Source organism: Streptomyces sp. Tu 3180 (assembly GCF_009852415.1).
Classification (GTDB): Bacteria; Actinomycetota; Actinomycetes; order Streptomycetales; family Streptomycetaceae; genus Streptomyces.
The window spans coordinates 3,474,625-3,494,447 of sequence record NZ_WOXS01000002.1; the positions used below are offsets into that span (position 1 = coordinate 3,474,625).

General features: G+C 72.0%; 15 protein-coding genes. 9 read left to right on the forward strand and 6 right to left on the reverse strand.

Annotated elements, in window-relative coordinates; genetic code table 11:
• Positions 1-257 precede the first annotated feature (257 nt).
• The 5 genes from GL259_RS16430 (at position 258) to GL259_RS16450 (ending at position 9,154) form a co-directional block, all read left to right on the forward strand.
• Positions 258-1,535, forward strand: a complete 1,278-nt coding sequence (locus GL259_RS16430; protein WP_159533484.1) for an LCP family protein — start codon at positions 258-260, stop codon at positions 1,533-1,535.
• Between the two features lie 247 nt (positions 1,536-1,782).
• The gene (locus GL259_RS16435; protein ID WP_159533486.1) at positions 1,783-3,540 is read left to right on the forward strand and encodes an LCP family protein; all 1,758 of its coding nucleotides are present in this window, start codon (positions 1,783-1,785) and stop codon (positions 3,538-3,540) included.
• Between the two features lie 78 nt (positions 3,541-3,618).
• Positions 3,619-5,313: an LCP family protein gene (locus tag GL259_RS16440; protein ID WP_208026478.1), complete on the forward strand. Its 1,695-nt coding sequence runs from the start codon at positions 3,619-3,621 to the stop codon at positions 5,311-5,313.
• Between the two features lie 366 nt (positions 5,314-5,679).
• Positions 5,680-7,353: an LCP family protein gene (locus GL259_RS16445; protein WP_243762314.1), complete on the forward strand. Its 1,674-nt coding sequence runs from the start codon at positions 5,680-5,682 to the stop codon at positions 7,351-7,353.
• A 163-nt stretch (positions 7,354-7,516) separates the two neighbouring features.
• A complete protein-coding gene (locus GL259_RS16450; protein ID WP_159533490.1) occupies positions 7,517-9,154 on the forward strand; it encodes an LCP family protein in 1,638 nt (545 codons plus the stop codon).
• Positions 9,155-9,213: 59 nt separating this feature from the next.
• Here GL259_RS16450 and GL259_RS16455 read toward each other — a convergent pair whose 3' ends face one another.
• The gene (locus GL259_RS16455) at positions 9,214-10,251 is read right to left on the reverse strand and encodes a glycosyltransferase family 2 protein (protein ID WP_159533492.1); all 1,038 of its coding nucleotides are present in this window, start codon (positions 10,249-10,251) and stop codon (positions 9,214-9,216) included.
• A gap of 235 nt (positions 10,252-10,486) precedes the next feature.
• On the opposite strand from GL259_RS16455, the gene GL259_RS16460 reads away from it, so the two are divergent.
• Positions 10,487-11,848, forward strand: a complete 1,362-nt coding sequence (locus GL259_RS16460) for an LCP family protein (protein ID WP_159533494.1) — start codon at positions 10,487-10,489, stop codon at positions 11,846-11,848.
• A gap of 106 nt (positions 11,849-11,954) precedes the next feature.
• Here GL259_RS16460 and GL259_RS16465 read toward each other — a convergent pair whose 3' ends face one another.
• Positions 11,955-12,512, reverse strand: a complete 558-nt coding sequence (locus GL259_RS16465; RefSeq protein WP_159533496.1) for an acyl-CoA thioesterase — start codon at positions 12,510-12,512, stop codon at positions 11,955-11,957.
• A 118-nt stretch (positions 12,513-12,630) separates the two neighbouring features.
• Here GL259_RS16465 and GL259_RS16470 point away from each other — a divergent pair, with 118 nt between their 5' ends.
• A complete protein-coding gene (locus GL259_RS16470; protein ID WP_208026479.1) occupies positions 12,631-13,899 on the forward strand; it encodes an LCP family protein in 1,269 nt (422 codons plus the stop codon).
• Positions 13,900-13,955: 56 nt separating this feature from the next.
• Here GL259_RS16470 and GL259_RS16475 read toward each other — a convergent pair whose 3' ends face one another.
• Entirely contained in the window at positions 13,956-14,321 is a 366-nt protein-coding gene (locus GL259_RS16475) for a four-helix bundle copper-binding protein (protein WP_159533498.1), read from the reverse strand.
• A 267-nt stretch (positions 14,322-14,588) separates the two neighbouring features.
• Between GL259_RS16475 and GL259_RS16480 the strand changes: the two genes are divergently transcribed.
• Complete coding sequence (locus GL259_RS16480; RefSeq protein WP_166461510.1) at positions 14,589-15,794, forward strand: phospholipase D-like domain-containing protein; 1,206 nt, start codon at positions 14,589-14,591, stop codon at positions 15,792-15,794.
• A gap of 155 nt (positions 15,795-15,949) precedes the next feature.
• On the opposite strand, the gene GL259_RS16485 is transcribed toward GL259_RS16480, so the two are convergent.
• Complete coding sequence (locus GL259_RS16485; RefSeq protein ID WP_159533500.1) at positions 15,950-17,107, reverse strand: acyl-CoA dehydrogenase; 1,158 nt, start codon at positions 17,105-17,107, stop codon at positions 15,950-15,952.
• 187 nt (positions 17,108-17,294) lie between these two features.
• On the opposite strand from GL259_RS16485, the gene GL259_RS16490 reads away from it, so the two are divergent.
• Positions 17,295-18,638: a UDP-glucose/GDP-mannose dehydrogenase family protein gene (locus GL259_RS16490; protein WP_159533502.1), complete on the forward strand. Its 1,344-nt coding sequence runs from the start codon at positions 17,295-17,297 to the stop codon at positions 18,636-18,638.
• Between the two features lie 114 nt (positions 18,639-18,752).
• On the opposite strand, the gene GL259_RS16495 is transcribed toward GL259_RS16490, so the two are convergent.
• Together GL259_RS16495 and GL259_RS16500 are read right to left on the reverse strand one after the other, a co-directional pair.
• A complete protein-coding gene (locus GL259_RS16495; RefSeq protein WP_159533504.1) occupies positions 18,753-19,265 on the reverse strand; it encodes a CGNR zinc finger domain-containing protein in 513 nt (170 codons plus the stop codon).
• Between the two features lie 74 nt (positions 19,266-19,339).
• On the reverse strand, positions 19,340-19,543 hold the full coding sequence (locus tag GL259_RS16500) for a hypothetical protein (protein WP_159533506.1): 204 nt from the start codon (positions 19,541-19,543) through the stop codon (positions 19,340-19,342).
• Positions 19,544-19,823: the final 280 nt, after the last annotated feature.

Below are 19,823 nucleotides of genomic sequence, written 5' to 3' on the forward strand. Positions count from 1 at the left end.
CCCACCGGCCGCCGCTCGCCGGCGGCCGGCCCCCGCCGCGCCCCGTCCGGACCGCACGTCTCCGCCACCACCCGCCCGCCCCGCCCCGTCCCCCGTTCGGTGCAGCACCACCCGCCCTCCGCCGTCCCCCCGGGGCATCGTCGTGACAGCGGCACGGGCCGTGTGCCGCGCGGGCCGCACGCCGCGCGCACCGCACGCCGTACGCCGCGCGTCGTACGCCGTCACGGTCCCGTGCGCAGTGAGGGGTGGACCCGGTCATGAGCGACACCGCAGGCGCGTCCTCCGAGCCGCCGGAGGGCCGGCGCGCCCTCGGCCCGGGGACGGGCGCCTCGGCGAGCGGACGGGGACGGGCCCGGCGCCGGCGGCGGCGCTGGGTGCGCGGTACCGGGCTCACGGCCGCCGCCGTGCTCGTCGCGGCCGCCGGGGCCGGGTGGGCGGTGTACCTGAAGCTGGACGGGAACATCACCCCGGACGAGGAGGCCGCGGCCGAACTCGCGCGGTTCGAGGAGGAGCGGCCCACCCCGCTGGTGAAGGACGCCCGGAACATCCTGCTGATCGGCTCGGACTCGCGGTCCGGGGAGGAGAACCGCCGCTACGGACGGGACGTGGGGACCGAGCGGTCCGACACCGCGATCCTGCTGCACCTGTCGGCGGGCCGGCGCAGCGCCACCGCGGTGTCCCTGCCCCGGGACCTGATGGTGGACGTGCCCGGCTGTCTGCGCCGGGACGGCACCCGCACCGAGCCGGTGCTCGCGGCGTTCAACACCGCCTTCGAGATCGGCGGTTCGGCCTGCACCATCCGCACCGTCGAGAAGTTCACGGACATTCGCGTCGACCACCACGTCGTCGTCGACTTCCACGGCTTCAAGAAGATGGTCGACGCGGTCGACGGCGTCGAGGTGTGCCTGCGCGAGCCCATCGACGACAAGGCGGCCGAACTCAGACTGCCCGCGGGCCGGGTGACCCTGAACGGGGAGCAGGCCCTCGGTTATGTGCGGGTCCGCAAATCCCTCGGCGACGGCAGCGACACCGAGCGGATGGAACGCCAGCAGCGCTTCCTGGGGGCGCTCGTCAACAAGGTGCGCAGCAATGACGTTCTGCTGAATCCGGCGAAGCTGTATCCCGTTCTGGACGCGGCCACTTCGTCACTCACGACCGATCCGGCACTGGCGAGCTTGCGTGGTTTGTACGAACTCGTCCGCGGACTGCGGAACATTCCCACGGAACGTGTGCAATTCCTGACCGTTCCGCGGGAGGCGTACGTCCACGACGTCAATCGCGACCAGCTCGCGGAACCCGCGGCGGGGGACCTGTTCGACCGGCTGCGCAGGGACGCGCCGGTGACGGTCGCACGCGGTGACGAGCGCGGTTCCGCCGCGGAGAGCGGGGGCGCCACGCCGCGTGCGAGGGCGGACGAGGAAGGCACGGACAGTGACGGAGGGGCCACGGAAAAGGAAACCGCGGAACCGTCCCGCACCCCTTCTCCCGCGCCGACGTTCTCCGGCAACACGGCCGCCGAGGACACCTGCGCGTAAGGCCGGTAACCCGGGCAACTCCAGGACGAAGAACTCCGATCCAGGGAAATGGGCGAATTGCCCAGTTGTAGGAGCGTGGAATATCTCACCGGCGTCGCCCGAAGGTGATGCGTGCCGTTAGTGTGAGCCGATCCGGTGCGTCCGTTCCTCCAGGCCCGTCCTGAGGTCGCGCACTGTATGACCGAGACCCGAGCGCCTTGGGAGGGGAAAAGGCGCCGCGTGGCCCCGACGGAGGATTCAAGCGACCGTGGACGCGCAAAGCCGTGGGCGGGCGGAGAACATCGACCCCGCAGACCAGTGGGTGCTCAACCCGGACACCGGTGAATACGAACTGCGACTGGCTCCTTCCGCACCGCAGTCACCGGTCCCGGGTCCGCGCAGAGCCCGCTCCTCCGGCGCGGGGAGGGCGCGCGGCCGTACGGCGGCCCCCGAGCGCGAGGCGCCCGGCCGCGAGGTGCCGCCGCGCAGGCGCCGGGGCACGCCGGAGGAACCGCCGCCGGGCAGGCGCCGGGGCACGCCCGAGGAGCCGCCGGGCAGGCGCGGGCGCCGCCCGGCGAAGAAGCCGAAGGCGAAGAAGGTCCTGCTGTGGACCGGCGGCACCATGGCGTTCGTGGTGCTGGCCACCGGCGCGGCCGGCTACCTGTACCTGGAGCACCTGAACGACAACATCACGTCCGTCTCCGACGACGGCGCGAGCACCGGTGGCTTCAGCAAGGACAAGGCCATCAACATCCTGGTCATCGGCACCGACAAGCGCACCGGCTCGGGCAACGAGTCCTACGGCGACAAGAACAGCGCCGGGCACGCCGACACCACGATCCTGCTGCACGTCTCCAAGGACCGCACGAACGCGACCGCGCTCAGCATCCCGCGCGACCTGATAGTCGACGTCCCCGACTGCCCGACGCAGCAGGAGGACGGCACGGACAAGGTCATCCCGGGCTCCCTCGGCGTCCGCTTCAACGAGAGCCTCGGCCAGAGCGGCCGCACGCCCAGCTGCACCATGCGGACCGTGACCGAGCTGACCGGGATCAAGCCGGACAACTTCATCGTGGCCGACTTCAACGCGGTCAAGACGCTGACCTCGGCGGTCGGCGGCGTCGAGGTCTGCCTGGCCAAGGACATCGACGACGACAAGTCGCACCTGAAGCTGCCCGCGGGCACGCACACCATCGAGGGCGAACAGGCCCTGGCGTTCGTGCGCACCCGGTACTCGGTCGGCTCGGGCGGAGACCTGAGCCGGATCGGGCTGCAGCAGCAGTTCCTGAGCGCGCTGATGCGCAAGCTGAAGTCGAACGACACCCTCACCAGCCCGTCGAAGATGATCAAGCTGGCCGAGGCGGGCACCAAGGCACTCACCGTCGACTCCCAGCTGGACAGCATCAACAAGCTCAAGGACCTCGGTCTGGAGCTGGGCAAGCTCAACGTCAAGAACCTCACCTTCACCACGGTGCCGGTGGTGGACAACCCGACGGAGGCGGTGAAGGCGACCGTCGTGCTCGACGAGTCCCAGGCCGCGGAGGTCTTCGGCCTGATCAAGAACGACGTGTCGTTCACCGAGGTCAAGCAGCAGAAGAAGAAGGAGAAGGCCGCCGTCGCCGCCCGGCTGAAGGGCGAGAAGGCACCGGCCTCCGAGGTCCGCGTCCGCATCCTCAACGGCGGCGCGGAGGGGGGCAGCGCCCAGGAGATGCTCAACTGGCTCCAGGTCGAGCAGGGCGTCACCAAGTCCGAGAACGCCGGCAACGCGCCGGAGAACCTGAAGAGGACGACGCTGGAGTACGCCCCCGACCAGGCCGCCCAGGCACGGCGCCTCGCCGACCTCCTCGGCCTGTCCGGGTCGGCGATGAAGCCCGGCGAGAGCGTCACCAACTCCCAGGGACTGCCCGCGATGACCCTGACCCTGGGCGAGGACTTCGAGGGCGCGGGCACTCCGCTCACGCCTCCGGACAAGGCGCCGGACGACATCAAGAAGTCCACGGCGGACAAGGTCGAGTGCGCCGAGTGACCTGACGGGCCTGTTCCGCGTCCTACGGGGCGCGGGGCAGGCCCGTTCCACGGCGCGAGGGGTGGGGGAGACACAGCGATGGCGCAGAGCGGTGTGCACGGGGAGGGGACCCGGCCGGGAACCGGCCGGCGCCGGCCGGAGCCGGGCGGGCACGGCGGTCCCGGCGGACGGCCGTCCCCGGACGGCGGTGACGGCCCCGGAAGAGACCGCGGCGCCGCGGGCCGACGACCCGGCGGGGAGGGCGGGCCGCGGCGGGGACGGCGCGCACTGCGCTGGTCGGCGACCACCCTGGCGGTGCTGATACTCGGGACGGCCGGCGCCGGATACCTCTACTACCAGCACCTCAACGGCAACATCGAGAAGGGCGAGCGCAGCAGCGGCGACTCCGGGGCCCGCAGGACCGAGCCGAACGCGGCCGGCCAGACGCCGCTGAACATCCTGCTGATCGGCTCCGACAGCCGCGCCTCCGACGAGAACGTCGAACTGGGCGGCAGCCGGGACACCCGCAGCGACCCGCCGCGGGGCGACGTGCAGATGCTGATCCACCTCGCCGCCGACCGCAAGAGCGCGGCCGTGGTGAGCGTCCCGCGCGACACCCGGGTCGACATCCCCAGGTGCACCGACCCGAAGACCGGGGACGTCCACCCGGCGACCAACGACATCATCAACATCTCGCTGGCCCGCGGTGGGCCCGGTTGCACGCTGGCCACCTGGGAGAACCTCTCCGGCGGCATGTACATCGACCACTGGATGACGATCGACTTCGCCGGCGTGGTGACCATGGCCGACGCCATCGGCGGCGTCGAGGTCTGCGTCGAGCAGAACGTGTGGGACCGCCCGCTGCCCGGGGTGCCCGGCGGCTCGGGGCTGAAGATGAAGGCCGGTTCCAGGAAGGTCGAGGGCGAGCAGGCACTGCAGTGGCTGCGCACCCGGCACGCCTGGGGCAGCGACGTCCTGCGGACCCGGGCGCAGCGCATGTACATGAACTCGATGATCCGCACCCTGCGGGACCAGAACGTCTTCACCGACACCGGCCGGCTGATGGGCCTGGCCGAGGCGGCGACCGAGTCGCTGAAGGTCTCCGAGGAGATCGGCTCGGTGAAGAAGCTGTACGACCTGGGGATGCAGCTGAAGACGGTGCCGCCGGAACGCATCACCATGACGACGCTGCCCACGGCCGCGGACCCGCAGAACCGCAACCACCTGGTCCCGGCCGGTGCCGACGCCGAGCAGGTGTGGGCCATGCTCCGCGACGACGTCCCCTTCGACGACAAGGGCGGCGCGGACAGGGACGGCAGGGGCGGCGCGAAGAGGACGGCGGACGGGGACGGGGCGGCCTCGCAGGACCCGGCCGCGCCGGACGGGCGGATCGGCGTCCTGGTGCAGAACGCCACCCGGTCCGCGACCCTCGGTCCGGTCGGCGGCCGGGCGGGGGTGATCGCGCAGTCGCTGGTGCGGAAGGGCTTCACGCGGGCCGCGCCGGACACCTCGGGCGCGCTCGCCGAGGAGCGGACCGTGGTGCGCTACCCGGGCGCGGAGTTGCAGGGGGACGCCCAGCGGGTCGCCAAGTCGCTGGGGATACCCCTGAGTTCGGTGAAGCAGTCGACCGGTGTCTCCGGTGTCACGGTGGTGGTGGGCGCGGACTGGCGTGAGGGCGCCGCCTATCCGAAACCGTCGTCGCCGAAGGCCGGGGACCTGCCCGAGGACGCCGACGCCCTCAACGGCGCGGAGACCGGCAGGTGCATGGACGTCTACGAGCCCTACCGCTGGTAGCGACGGGACGGCGCTTCCCCGGCGCCGGGCCGAAGGGCGCGGATGACCCGGCTCCGGACCGGACGGCACGGACGGACCGGCTCGGCTCGGCTCGGCTCGGGGACGAATGACACGGATGGCCCGACTCCATGCCGAATGGCATGGGTTGTCCGGCTCCGGGGCGGGAATTCATCACTGGCATCACTCCGTCACCAACGGGACGGATAATGTGAGAGCTGAAGTGCCCCGGCCGCGAGGACCTCCCCCGGCGTCGCGCACGGTGGTGTCCCGTACCCTCGGGCACCCTCCGGAGGGGGCAGTGCCACATGGCCCCGACGGAGGATTCGAGCGACCGTGGACGCGCAAGGCCGTGGGCGACCGGAGGGCATGGACCCCGCAGACCAGTGGGTGCTCAACCCGGAGACCGGCGAGTACGAACTGCGCACCGGCCCTTCCGCGTCCCGCCCGCCCGTGCCCGGCCCCCGTCGGCCCTCCCCGCGCGGCCCGGACGGCACCGACGGCGGCCGTACCCGGATACCCGGCCGTGCGGTGCCGCCGCAGCGCGGGCGCCGGGGCGCCCCCGACGACGGCCCGCCCGGACGGCGCGGGCGGCGGCCGGCGAAGAAGCCGAGGGCGAAGAAGGCCCTGCTGTGGACCGGCGGCACCATGGCGCTCGTGCTGCTCGCCACCGGCACGGCCGGCTACCTCTACCTGAAGCACCTCGAGGGCAACGTCACCACGACCGACGTCGGCGGTGCGGGCAGGAGCGACTTCAGCAAGGACGAGGCCTTCAACATCCTGGTCATCGGCACCGACAAGCGCACCGGCAAGGGCAACGAGGGCTACGGCGACAAGGGCAGCGCCGGGCACGCCGACACCACGATCCTGCTGCACGTCGCCAAGGACCGCACGAACGCGACCGCGCTCAGCATCCCGCGCGACCTGATAGTCGACGTCCCCGACTGCCCGACGAAGCTGGAGGACGGCACGGAGAAGGTGGTGCCGGGCCTGCGGGGCGTCCGCTTCAACCGGAGCCTCGGGGAGGACGGCCGGGACCCGGGCTGCACCATGCTCACGGTGGAGCAGGCCACCGGCATCCCGGTCGACCACTTCATGATGGCCGACTTCAACGCGGTCAAGACCCTCACCACCGCCGTGGACGGCGTCCCGGTGTGCCTCGAACACCCCGTGGACGACGAGGAGTCGAAGCTTCGGCTGCCCGCCGGCGAGTCGAAGGTCGAGGGCGAGCAGGCCCTGGCCTTCGTCCGCACCCGGCACAGCTTCGGCAACCAGGGCGACCTCGACCGGATCAAGGTGCAGCAGCACTTCCTGGCCTCGCTGATGCGCAAGATGTCCTCCGGCGACACCCTCACCAGCCCCGCCAAACTGGTGAAACTGGCCGAGGCCGCCACGAAGGCGCTGACCGTGGACACCGGGATCGGCAAGGTGAGCACGCTCAAGGACGTCGCCCTGGAGCTGAGGAAGGTGCCGACGAAGAACATCTCCTTCACCACCGTGCCGGTGAAGGACAACCCGGCGGAGACGGTGAAGGCGACCGTCGTGCTCGACGAGTCCAAGGCCCCGCAGCTCTTCGACACCATCAGGAACGACGTGTCGCTGACCGAGGTCGAGAAGCGGAAGAAGAAGACCGTCGCCGCCCGGCTGAAGGGCGAGAGGGCACCGGCCTCCGAGGTCCGCGTCCGCATCCTCAACGGCGGCGCGCAGGGGGGCAGCGCCCAGGAGATGCTCAACTGGCTCCAGGTCGAGCAGGGCGTCACCAAGTCCGAGAACGCCGGCAACGCGCCGGAGAACCTGAAGAGGACGACGCTGGAGTACGCCCCCGACCAGGCCGCCCAGGCACGGCGCCTCGCCGACCTCCTCGGCCTGTCCGGGTCGGCGATGAAGCCCGGCGAGAGCGTCACCAACTCCCAGGGACTGCCCGCGATGACCCTGACCCTGGGCGAGGACTTCAAGGGCGCCGGGGTGAAGCTCGACGGTTCGGGGGCGTCGGCGCCGGACGTGGAGAAGTCCACGGCGGACAAGGTCGAGTGCGCGAGCTGACGCTCGGATGAGCCGGCCGGCACGGTCGGCGCGGTCGAACGAAAATCGTTGAATCCGGTTGGATTTCCAGGGCAACTGACGGGCTCGTCGTGCGTCTAACAGGACGCGGGACGGGCCCGTTGCAGGAACGCGAGGAGTGGCCCGGGGTGGGAAGGACGTGGCAGTGACACAGAGCGCCGTGCGGGCGACACTCCGCGACGACCGGCGGGATCCGGACCCGGACGAGGACCCGGGCGAGAGCCCGTCCGACGGCGACGGCGGCGACGCGCCCGCCCCCGGCGCGGACGGCGGTCCCCGCCCGCGCCGCGGACGCCGGCTGCTCAAGTGGTCCGCGGCGGTGCTCGCGCTGCTCATAGCCGGCTCCGCCACGGCCGGTTACCTCTACTACCGGAACCTGAACGGCAACATCGAGAAGGACCCGCTGAACCTGGGCGACAGCAAGGTCGCCGAGCCGACGCCGAACGCCGCCGGGCAGACCCCGCTGAACATCCTCCTCATCGGCTCCGACGCGCGGGACACCGAGGAGAACCAGCAGCTCGGCGGCGCGCGCGAGACGTTCGGCTCGACCCCGCTGGCCGACGTGCAGATGCTGGTGCACCTCTCCGCCGACCGGACCAACATGTCCGTGATCAGCATGCCCCGCGACACCCTGGTCGAGATCCCCAAGTGCACCGACCCCGACGACGGGACGGTGTACCCGGCGAGCAACGGGCGGGTGATGACCAACCAGAGCCTCGGCCACGGCGGCCCCGGCTGCACCGTGGCCACCTGGGAGGAGCTCACCGGCATCCACATCGACCACTTCGTCATGGTCGACTTCGCCGGAGTGGTGTCCATGGCGGACGCCGTCGGGGGCGTCCCCGTCTGCGTGGACGCCAACATCCACTCCCGCGACAGCGAGGGCCACGGCTCCGGCCTGAAACTCCCCGAGGGCACCCACCCGGTCAAGGGCGAGCAGGCCCTGCAGTGGCTGCGCACGCGGTACGGCTTCGAGGACGGCAGCGACCTCGCCCGCGCCAAGGCCCAGCACATGTACATGAACTCGCTGGTCCGCCAGCTGCGCGAGAACGCCACCCTGAGCAGCCCCAACAAGCTGCGCAGGCTGGCCGAGAAGGCCACCGAGGCGCTCACCGTCGACCCCGGGCTCGGCACCGTCAAAAAGCTCTACGACCTGAGCACCGAGCTGCGCAAGGTGGAGCCGGAACGCATCACCATGACCACGATGCCCAACCGCTACGTGGGCGCCCGCGTGGAGCCGACCGAGGACGCCGAGAAGCTGTTCCGGCTGGTGCGCGAGGACATCGCCCTGGACGGCGGGGACGAGAAGAAGCAGAAGACGCAGAGGGCCGAGGAGAGGACGGGGAAGGCGCAGGAGGCGGACCCGGCCGCCGACGACGCCGAGATCGCGGTCCAGGTCCGCAACGGCACCCGCACCGACACCCTCGCCGCCGCCTCCGGACGCGCGAGCACCGTCGCCGGGATCCTGGAGGACCAGGGCTTCACCGGCACGACCGCCGACACCACCGGCTCGTTCAGCGAGGAGCGGACGGTGGTGCGCTACCCGAGCGCCGACCTGGAGGGCGACGCCCGGCGCGTCGCCGAGGCGCTCGGCATCCCGGCGAGTGCGGTGAAGCGGTCCACCGACGTCTCCGGGGTCACCCTGGTGGTGGGTGCCGACTGGCGCGAGGGCACCGCCTACGAGGCGCCCGAGGAGGACGACGAGACCCCCGAGTCGGCCCACGCCCTCAACGGAGCGGACGACAAGGCCTGCATGCACGTCGATCCGGCCTTCACCTGGTGACGCGTGGGGCCCCTCCCCGGCCGGGAAGGGGCCCCCACGGTTCGTCCTGGCCGGGCGGATCAGGCGGCCGGCGCCTCCGCGGGGACCGCGGGCCGCCGCGAGGCGATGACCTTCTTCGCCAGCGAGCGCGGGCTGGTCAGGAAGCCCCAGCCCCACGACATGTGCATGGTGGCCAGCGCCACCGGGATCCGCAGCCGCGCCTTCAGCGGCAGCCCCTTGCCGGCCGGTATGGAGCCCAGCACGATCGCCGCGAGGTAACCGCCGGGCACCACGAAGCCCCACGGCGTGAGCGCCGCGCCCACCACGAGCCCGGCCGCGATCGCGCACACCGCGGCCGGCGGGGCGAGGTAGCGCAGGTTGATGGAACCGGCGTGGTAGCGGGCCACGACGTGCCGCCAGCGGCCGTAGTCCTTGTACTGCTTGGCCAGCGCCCGCACGCTCGGCCGGGGCCGGTAGGAGACCCTCAGCTCCGGCGAGAACCAGATCAGCCCGCCCGCCTCACGGATGCGGAAGTTCAGCTCCCAGTCCTGGGCGCGGATGAACTCCACGTTGTAGCCGCCCTGCCGCTCCAGCGCCTCGCGCCGGAAGACCCCCAGGTAGACGGTCTCGGCCGGACCGGCCTCACCGCCGGTGTGGAAGGCCGCGTTGCCCACGCCGATCCGCGACGTCATCGCGGCGGCGACCGCGTGCTCCCAGTCGTTCTCCCCCTCGGCGTGCATGATGCCGCCGACGTTCTGCGCGCCGGTCTCCTCCAGGAGCCGCACGGCGGTCGCGATGTAGTTCGGGGAGAGCATCCCGTGCCCGTCGACGCGGACCACGATCGGATGGCGCGAGGCCTCGATCGCCGCGTTGAGGGCCGCCGGGGTGCGGCCGGTCGGGTTGGGCACGGTGTGCACGCGCGGGTCCTCGGCCACGAGCTCGGCGGCGATCTCGTCCGTGCGGTCCGTGGACGGACCGAGGGCGATCACGACCTCCATCTCGCCTGCGTACTCCTGGGCGAGGATCGCGCGGACCGCGCCGCGCAGGTGCCGCTCCTCGTTGAGGACGGGCATGATCACGGAAACGGCGGGGAGCCGCACGTCGGGATTGGCGTTCATAGGGGGCTCACGTTACCGCGAACGGGGGACACCGCCGCGCGCGCCGGGGGCGATACGCCGGGCCGCAGATCGTATCGGCCTACGGTGCTCACGATCCCGCGTACGGCCGTCGTCCGGAGGTGTCCCCTTGCCCACGCCGCCGCGGTCCCCCCGGCCCCGCCCCGCTCCCCGGCGCTCCCCGCGACCACCCCGCCGGGCCCCGCGACCGCCCGCGCGCCGCGCGCCGCGGTGGGCCGTGCGGGCCGTGACCACGCTGTCGGTCGTGGTGCTCGCCTCCGCCGGGATCGGGCACGCGGTGCTCAGCGGCCTCGACGCCGACATCGACCGGGTCGACCCGTTCCGCGACATGAAGAACCGCCCCGAGGCCGGTGACGGCACGAACATCCTGCTCGTCGGCACCGACGGCCGCGAGAAGATCGGCAAGGAGGAGCGGAAGAGGTACCGGCTCGGCGGGGCGCCCTGCCACTGCACCGACACGATCATGATCGTGCACGTCTCCGAGGACCGGGAACGGGTCAGCGTGGTCGGCCTGCCCCGCGACTCCTACGCCGAGGCGCCCCCGCACACCGACCGGGTGAGCGGCGAGGAGCACGCGGGACACCCCGTCAAGCTCAACGCGGCCTACGCGGAGGGCGGGCCGCGGCTCACCGTGCGCACGGTGGAGAAGATGACCCGGGTGAAGATCGACCACTACCTGGAGGTCGACTTCACCAGTTTCATGAAGACCGTGGACGTGGTCGGCGGTGTCGAGATCTGCACCGACGAACCGCTGAAGGACAGCCACACCGGCCTCGACCTGCCGGCCGGCCGGCACACCCTCAAGGGCGGACAGGCCCTGCAGTACGTCCGTGCCCGGCACGTCGACGGCGCCGCCGACCTCGGCCGGATGAAGCGCCAGCAGCGCTTCATGGCCGCGCTGGTGGAGCGCGCCACCTCCTCCGGGATCCTGCTGAACCCGATGAGGTTCCGGGACGTGACGCGGGCGGTGCTCGGCTCGGTCCGCGCGGACGAGGGCTTCGGCACCGGCGAACTGCTGGACCTCGGGCGGGCGATGCGCGACTTCTCGCCCGCCTCCTCCGAGTTCACCACGGTGCCGATCAAGACGATGGGGTACGCCGTGAAGGGCGTCGGCTCCACGCTGAAGTGGGACGCCGAGAAGGCGGAGCGCATCTTCGAGGCGCTCCGCCGGGACCGGCCGCTCTCCACGCGCCGCCCGCGCGACGCGGCACCGCGCGTGCCGGTGGACCCCCGGCAGATCCGCGTCCAGGTCGAGAACGGCACCCGGACCGCGGGCCTGGGCCGGCGGGTGGACGCGGCACTGGCCTCGACCGGCTTCGCCACCACCCGCGCCCCGGTCAACGCGGCGGAGCAGGACGTGCGGCGGACGATCGTCGCCTACGACCCCCGCTGGGACCGCTCCGCGAAGTCCCTGGCGGCGGCCCTGCCGGGCAGCGAGCTGCGCGCGGTGAAGGGCCAGGGCGCCGTGCTGAAGGTGATCGCGGGCACCGACTTCGAGAAGGTCCGCAAGGTCCGGGCGGCGGATCCGGGGCGGGGCGAGTTCGGGGTGGTGCGGGGCGACGAGGTGGGATGCTCCTGACGCCGCCGCCCCGCCCCTGCCGTCCCGCGGCGGACCCTGCCGGCCCGTCCGCCTGTCGGCCCGTCGGTGCTCCCTGTGCTCCCGGCCCTCCCGGTGCTCCCGGCCCTCAGTCCTCGTAGCCCTCGGCCGCCCGCTTCTCCCGCAGCTCCATGATCGCCCGGCGGCGCGCCAGACGGTGGGTGCGGCGGATCTGGGCCTCCTGGTAGCGGCGCCTGTCCTGCTCGGTCTCCGGGAGCACCGGCGGCACCCGGCGCGGTCTGCCGGCGGCGTCGACGGCCGCGAAGACGAGGTACGCCGAGCCGACGTGGGTGGGCGGGGCGGACTCGTTCCAGCGTTCGGCCAGCACCCGCACGCCCACCTCCATGGAGGTCCGGCCGGTCCAGTTGACCTGGGCCTTCACATGGACCAGGTCACCGACGCGGACCGGCTCGAGGAAGGCCATCTCGTCCATGGACGCGGTGACGGCGGGTCCTCCGGAGTGCCGTCCGGCGACGGCTCCCGCCGCGTCGTCGACGAGCTTCATGATCACCCCGCCGTGCACCGTGCCGAGCAGGTTGGTGTCGTGGTGGGTCATGATGTGGCTGAGGGTCGTGCGGGAGGCCGCGATGGACTTGCCCGGGATGTCCGGACTCTCCGTCGGTGCGGCCGGGGCCTGATCTGTCATGACCTCCACCCTATGCGAGCCGGCATCCCGGGAATTTGTGTCAGCTTCGCAACAGCGGAGCCCTGATTTTCCGACGACCCTTGTATGGCACGGTGCCCGGGCCTGCACACTGTTGCCCATGAACGATTGGCCCGAGGCATGGTCCGACGACAACCGCGGCAGCCGCTACGGACGCGGGAGCGCGAGCGCACAGCCCGAGAGCGCCCGCGTCATGCGGCAGATCCGCCGCGGCCCGGCGGCCCCTGCCGGGCAGGGCGCGTACGGCGGGGTCCCGCAGCAGCCGTCGTACGTGGACGGCCGCGGCCACGGCGGCCCCGACGGCTACGACAGCGGGTACAACACCGGCCAGGTCTACGGCACGCCCGGCGGCGGCGGGACCGGCCGGCCGGGCGGTGACGCCGGTCACGCCCCGGACTGGCGCCGCCGCATCAAGTGGACGGCGATCACCGTGGCGACGGTGCTGGTCGTGACCACCGTCGGCACGTACTTCTGGGCCGACTCCAAGCTCAACCGCGACGTCGACCTCTCCACGGTCATCGACCGGCCGGAGAAGGGCGAGGGCACCAACTACCTGATCGTCGGCTCCGACAGCCGGGCCGGGATGTCGGACGAGGAGAAGAAGAAGCTGCACACCGGGTCCGCCGAGGGCAAGCGCACGGACTCGATGATGATCCTGCACACCGGGGACAACGGCCCGACCCTGATCTCGCTGCCCCGCGACTCCAACGTCACGATCCCGGAGTTCCAGGGCTCGGAGTCCGGCAAGACCAGGCCCGCCATGGGCGCGAACAAGCTGAACGCCGCGTACTCCATCGACGGCCCGACGCTGCTGGTGCGCACGGTGGAGTTCAACACCGGCCTGCACATCGACCACTACGTCGAGATCGGCTTCGCCGGCTTCGCGAACATCGTGGACGCGGTCGGCGGCGTGGAGATGGACATCCCGCAGGACATCAAGGACACCAAGTCCGGCGCCGACCTCAAGAAGGGCAAGCAGACCCTGAACGGCGAGGAGGCCCTCGCCTTCGTCCGCACCCGGTACGCGCTGGCCGGCTCCGACCTGGACCGCACGAAGAACCAGCAGAAGTTCCTCTCCGCCCTCGCCAACCAGGTGGCCACCCCGAGCACGGTCCTCAACCCCTTCAGGCTCTACCCGACCATGGGCGCGGGCCTGGACTCCCTGGTCGTCGACAAGGAGATGGGGCTGTTCGACCTGGCCGGGATGTTCTGGGCGATGAAGGGCGTCAGCGGCGGCGAGGGCAAGTCGATGAACATGCCGATCTCGGGCAGCGCCGGCAACGGCAACCTCCAGTGGGACATGCCGAAGGTGAAGCAGCTGGTCGAGCAGCTGAAGAACGACGAGAAGGTCACCGTCTCGGGCAACTGACCCGGCAACGGAACGAGGGCACCCCGCGGGGCGCCCTCGGCCGTGTCCGGCGTCCGTCACATCGTGGCGCCCGCCATGGCGCGGCACATCTCCCCGCAGCGGCGACAGGACTCGGCGCAGCGCATCATCTGCGCGTCGTCCGGCATCGACATACACGCCTCGGCGCACATGTCACAGGCCTGGGCGCAGATCATGCACATCTCGTTCGCGAGCGGCGAGCGGCGCATCATCATGTCGGCGCACATGCGGGTCATCTCCGAGCAGTCCATGAGCGCCCGCATGATCTGCATCTGGGGCTGGCCGCCCATCTGCAGGCACGAGCTCATGGTCTCCTCGCACACACTGTGGCAGGACACACAGGCGTTGACGCAGTCCTGCATCTCCTTGCTCATCGGGGTCGCGGCGGCGGACTGCTGGGTCATGGTTCCTCCCGGGGACGGCGGGGGGCCGGGGGTCGGCCCCCGTTCTCCGTCCTACGCCTGTCGCTCCATGACCACCACAGGACGGATCCGCCCGCCGGTCCGGCGGACGGCGCCGCGGCCGGCCCGCTCCGACTGTGGGGCACGACGCACCCGGCGCCTGCTTGAAAACACCGACGGGGGCAAGAAGGTGTGCGGGCGCCCCGAGGCGCCCGGTGCCGCGCGGGCGGGAGCGGCGAACACCACACAGCAGTCAGGGAGGGGCCGCGCATGCCACAGCGGACGGAGGACGAACGGGAGACATCGCAGCCGGAGGGACCGGCGGCGCAGAAGCAGCGGCTGCGCAGACGACTGGAGCGGCTGATCGGCATCGCCGCGACCGAGGGCAACGAGCTCCTGCCGCTGCGCAACGGCGACGAGATCTTCCCCGCGATGCTGGCGGCCGTCCGCGCCGCGGAGCACACCGTCGACATGATGACGTTCGTGTACTGGCGCGGCGACATCGCGCGGGAGTTCGCCGGCGCCCTGGCCGACCGGGCACGCGCGGGGGTCCGGGTACGGCTGCTGCTGGACGGCTTCGGAGCCAAGGAGATCGAGCCGGAACTGCTGGACGCCATGGACGAGGCCGGCGTCCAGGTCGCCTGGTTCCGCAAGCCCACACGGCTGTCGCCGAGACGGCAGAACCACCGCTGCCACCGCAAGGTCCTGGTCACCGACGAGCACACCGCCTTCACCGGGGGCGTCGGCATCGCCCAGGAATGGTGCGGCGACGCCCGCAACCCGGACGAGTGGCGCGACACCCACGTACGCGTCCGGGGACCCGCCGTGGACGGGATCGCCGCGGCCTTCGCCCAGAACTGGGCCGAGTGCCACGACGACCTGTACGACGGCCACGACCGCTTCACCGCCCAGGACCAGCCGGGACGGGCCACGGTCCAGGTCGTGCGGGGCTCGGCCGGCTTCGGCTGGCAGGACATGCAGACGCTGCTGCGCACCGTGATCACCTCGTCGCAGGAGCGCCTCCGGCTGTCCACGGCCTACTTCGCCCCCGACCCCTACTTCGTCGGCCTCCTGGCCGCCGCCGCCCGCCGGGGGGTCCGCGTCGAGATCCTGCTGCCCGGACCGCACACGGACCAGCGGGCCTGCCTGCTGGCCGGGCGGCAGCACTACCAGACCCTCGTCGACGCGGGCGTGGACGTGCGGGAGTACCAGCCGACCATGCTCCACACGAAGATCATCACCGTGGACGGGGTCTGCTCCCTCATCGGCTCCACCAACTTCAACCGCCGCTCCATGGAACACGACGAGGAAGTCATGCTGGCCGTCCTCGACGAGGACTTCACCGCCGCGCTCGACGCCGACTTCGACGCCGACCGGAAGCTGAGCGAGCCCGTCGACCCCTCCCGCTGGAGACGGCGCCCCCTGCCCCTGCGCCTCGCCGAGGCCGCGGTCACCCCGATCCGCCGCTTCCTGTGACACCGCACGCCGCGGCGAACGCCCCGCTCCCCCACCGCCACGGACACGGCGACGGACCCCCGCCCCGGGGAGTCCCCCGCCGCTGCCGGCGTCACCGGGAGGAAGCCGAGGGCGTCCGGTGACCGGGCGCCCTCAGCTCGTCGGCTCGACGCTTGTCACGGCAGGTTGCGGGCCATGACGATGCGCTGGACCTGGTTGGTGCCCTCGTAGATCTGCGTGATCTTCGCGTCGCGCATCATGCGCTCGACCGGGTAGTCGCGGGTGTAGCCGTAGCCGCCGAGGAGCTGGACGGCGTCGGTGGTGACCTCCATGGCGACGTCGGAGGCGAAGCACTTGGCCGCGGCGCCCTGGAAGGTGAGGTCGGCGTCCCCGCGCTCGGACTTCGCCGCGGCCGCGTAGGTGAGCTGGCGGGCGGCCTCGATCTTCATGGCCATGTCGGCGAGCATGAACTGGATGCCCTGGAAGTCGGCGATCGGCTTGCCGAACTGCTTGCGCTCGCGGACGTAGCCCTTGGCGTAGTCGAGGGCGCCCTGGGCGATGCCCAGGGCCTGGGCGGCGATGGTGATGCGGGTGTGGTCCAGCGTCCTCATCGCGGTGGCGAAGCCGGTGCCCTCCTCGCCGATCATGCGGTCGGCGGGGATGCGGACGTTGTCCAGGTAGACCTCGCGGGTGGGGGAGCCCTTGATGCCGAGCTTCTTCTCCGGGGCGCCGAAGGAGACGCCCTCGTCGGACTTCTCCACGACGAAGGCGGAGATGCCCTTGGAGCGCTTGGCGGGGTCGGTGACCGCCATGACGGTGTAGTACTCGGAGACGCCGGCGTTGGTGATCCAGCGCTTGACGCCGTTGAGGACCCAGGTGTCGCCGTCGCGCACGGCCCGGGTCTTCATGCCGGCCGCGTCGGAGCCGGCGTCCGGCTCGGAGAGGCAGTACGAGAACATCGCGTCGCCCTTGGCGAGCGGGGCCAGGTACTTCTTCTTCAGCTCCTCGGACCCGGAGAGGATCACGGGCAGCGAGCCGAGCTTGTTCACGGCGGGGATGAGGGAGGAGGACGCGCAGACGCGGGCCACCTCCTCGATCACGATGACCGTCGCGAGGGCGTCGGCGCCGGCGCCGCCGTAGGACTCGGGGACGTGCACGGCGTGCAGGTCGCCCGCGACGAGCGCGTCGAGCGCCTCCTGCGGGAAGCGGGCCTCCTCGTCCACGGCGGCGGCGTACGGCGCGATCTTCGCCTCGGCCAGCGAGCGGACGGCGTCGCGGAGCATGTCGTGCTCCTCGGACGGGCGGTACAGGTCGAAGTCAGCCGATCCGGCCAAGGTCTCTCACTCCAAAGACGACGCTCGATGATGCTAATTACCGTTAAGTAACCCGAATTTTAGGGCGCTTGCCGGTGCGGGTGTACGTGAGTTTGGCGACAACCGGCCGGATTGCCCGGTGAGGCGCGCTCCTCCGCCCCGGTTATGCTCGGGCCCGCACTACCTGGCGTATACCCCTGGAGCACCCATGGCCCTCAAGATCACCGTGATCGGCACCGGCTATCTCGGCGCGACGCACGCGGCGGCCATGGCGGAACTCGGATTCGAGGTGCTGGGTCTCGACGTCGTGCCGGAGAAGATCGACAAGCTCCGGCGCGGTGAGGTCCCGATGTACGAGCCGGGGCTGGAGGAGCTGCTGCGCCGGCACGTCGCCGGGATCGAGGGGTCCACCGGGCGGCTGCGGTTCACCATGGACTGGGCGGAGGCCGGGGAGTTCGGCGACGTGCACTTCGTGTGCGTGAACACTCCGCAGCGGCACGGCGAGTACGCCTGCGACATGTCGTACGTGGACTCCGCGATCGCCTCGCTCGCGCCGCACCTGAAGGGTCCGGCGCTGGTCGTCGGCAAGTCGACGGTGCCCGTCGGCTCGGCCGACCGGCTCGCCGCCTACCTGGCCGAGCACGCGCCGGCCGGCGAGGACGCCGAGCTGGCCTGGAACCCGGAGTTCCTGCGCGAGGGCTTCGCCGTGCAGGACACGCTGCACCCGGACCGGATCGTGGTGGGGGTCCGCGGCGAGCGGGCGGAGAAGATGCTGCGGGAGGTGTACGCCACGCCGATCGCGGAGGGCTCCCCGTTCGTGGTGACCGACTTCCCGACCGCGGAGCTGGTGAAGACCTCCGCGAACTCCTTCCTGGCCACCAAGATCTCGTTCATCAACGCCATGGCCGAGGTGTGCGAGGCCGCGGGCGGTGACGTCGCCAAGCTGGCGGAGGCCATCGGGTACGACGACCGGATCGGCAGGAAGTTCCTGCGGGCCGGGATCGGCTTCGGCGGCGGGTGCCTGCCGAAGGACATCCGGGCGTTCATGGCGCGCGCCGGTGAGCTGGGCGCGGACCAGGCGCTGACGTTCCTGCGGGAGATCGACTCGATCAACATGCGCCAGCGCGGGCGGATGGTGGAGCTGACCCGGCAGGCACTGGGCGGCGGGCCGTTCCTGGGCAGGCGGGTGGCGGTGCTCGGCGCGACCTTCAAGCCGGACTCGGACGACGTCCGGGACTCGCCGGCGCTGAACGTGGCGGGGCAGATCCACCTCCAGGGCGGCCAGGTCACGGTGTACGACCCGAAGGGCATGGACAACGCCCGCAGCGTCTTCCCGACGCTGGGGTACGCCGGCTCGGCGCTCGAGGCGGTGCGGGGCGCGGACGTCGTGCTGCACCTGACGGAGTGGCGGGAGTTCCGCGAGCTGGACGCGGTGGCGCTGGGCGAGGTGGCGACCGAGCGGCTGATCCTCGACGGGCGCAACGCGCTCGACCCGGAGGTGTGGCGGCGGGCCGGATGGCGCTACCGCGCGATGGGGCGCCCCACCGCCTGACGAAGGCGGGTGACGCCGTTTCGGCCGAGGCTCAGTCGGCCGAAACGGCGTCCGTTGCATTTTGCCCCACCGGGCGTGCCGGTGGCCGCCGAAACCGCCGCGCGGTGCGCCTCCTCACGCTTCCTTGGCCCGGTACCGGCGCATCTTCGCCCGTGCCCCGCACACCTGCATCGAGCACCAGCGGCCGCGGCCGGCCGGGCTGCGGTCGTAGTACGCCCAGAGGCAGTCGGTGGCCTCGCAGGCCTTCAGCCGGGTCCAGGTGCCCGCGACCAGTGCCTCGGCGACGGCGCCGGCGACGCGGGTGAGCAGGGGCCAGGAGCCTTCCGGGGCCGGGGCGAGGGCGGCGCGGCCGTCGGCCGCGTCGACCGTCACCACCAGCGGGGCGCCGGCCAGCAGCTCGCCCAGCGGGGTCACGGAGCGGTGCGGCGGATGGCCGGCGTGGGCGAGCAGGGCCGCGCGCAGCGACTCGCGCAGTTCGCGGGCGCGGGGCAGTTCGTCCTCCGTCACCCCGAAGCGCGCCCGGCCCTCCGGTGTGCCGAGCGAGTCGGTGTCCGTCCCGACGTCCAGCGTGTTCACCAGGGACTCGACCAGAGCCAGACCCGCCGGGGCGGGCGATCTCTCACTCATGGCTGCGACGTTACCGCCGTCCCCCGCGCATGCGGTAACCGTGCCGTCCGGGCGACGCGGGGCGGGCGCGCCCCTCACCCCTCGGACGCGCCGGTCACCGCGGCCGCGTTGCGGACCCGCGCCGCGTCGTCGGCGCGCTGTTTCGCGGCGGCCGCCGCGTGCTCCCCGATCATGCGCCGCTGGATGGCCGACTCCGTGCGGTTCCAGACCTCCACGAGGCCGGACGAGCGCTTGCAGGTCACGTCGGCGGTGGCCAGCTCGATCTCGGCGGCGGGCACCTCGGGGGAGTCGAGGCGGGCGGTGGCGATGCTCTCCAGCGGGTCGGCGTAGTCGTACCCCGCCTTCTTCGTGCACGCGGACCACGCGCCCAGCGCGTCCTGGACGGCGGGGTCTTCAGGGACTCGGTGAACGAGTCGGTGTTGGTGCGGCTCACCACCCCGGCGTGCGAGGAGAGGTCGTCACGGCCCAGCAGTTCCCGCTCCGCCTCCTGGGCGCAGCCGCCGGGCGGCAGCGGCTTGCCGTGGACCTCTCGCACGGGGGGCGGTGTATCCGGCGATC

Excerpts from the sequence above, each read along its gene's own strand:
- GL259_RS16445 (WP_243762314.1), top strand. The coding sequence starts at position 5,680 with ATGGACCCCGCAGACCAGTGGGTGCTCAACCCGGAGACCGGCGAGTAC.
- GL259_RS16490 (WP_159533502.1), top strand. The coding sequence starts at position 17,295 with ATGGCCCTCAAGATCACCGTGATCGGCACCGGCTATCTCGGCGCGACG.
- GL259_RS16465 (WP_159533496.1), bottom strand. The coding sequence starts at position 12,512 with ATGACAGATCAGGCCCCGGCCGCACCGACGGAGAGTCCGGACATCCCG.
- GL259_RS16475 (WP_159533498.1), bottom strand. The coding sequence starts at position 14,321 with ATGACCCAGCAGTCCGCCGCCGCGACCCCGATGAGCAAGGAGATGCAG.
- GL259_RS16455 (WP_159533492.1), bottom strand. The coding sequence starts at position 10,251 with ATGAACGCCAATCCCGACGTGCGGCTCCCCGCCGTTTCCGTGATCATG.
- GL259_RS16495 (WP_159533504.1), bottom strand. The coding sequence starts at position 19,265 with ATGAGTGAGAGATCGCCCGCCCCGGCGGGTCTGGCTCTGGTCGAGTCC.
- GL259_RS16470 (WP_208026479.1), top strand. The coding sequence starts at position 12,631 with ATGAACGATTGGCCCGAGGCATGGTCCGACGACAACCGCGGCAGCCGC.
- GL259_RS16440 (WP_208026478.1), top strand. The coding sequence starts at position 3,619 with ATGGCGCAGAGCGGTGTGCACGGGGAGGGGACCCGGCCGGGAACCGGC.
- GL259_RS16430 (WP_159533484.1), top strand. The coding sequence starts at position 258 with ATGAGCGACACCGCAGGCGCGTCCTCCGAGCCGCCGGAGGGCCGGCGC.
- GL259_RS16480 (WP_166461510.1), top strand. The coding sequence starts at position 14,589 with ATGCCACAGCGGACGGAGGACGAACGGGAGACATCGCAGCCGGAGGGA.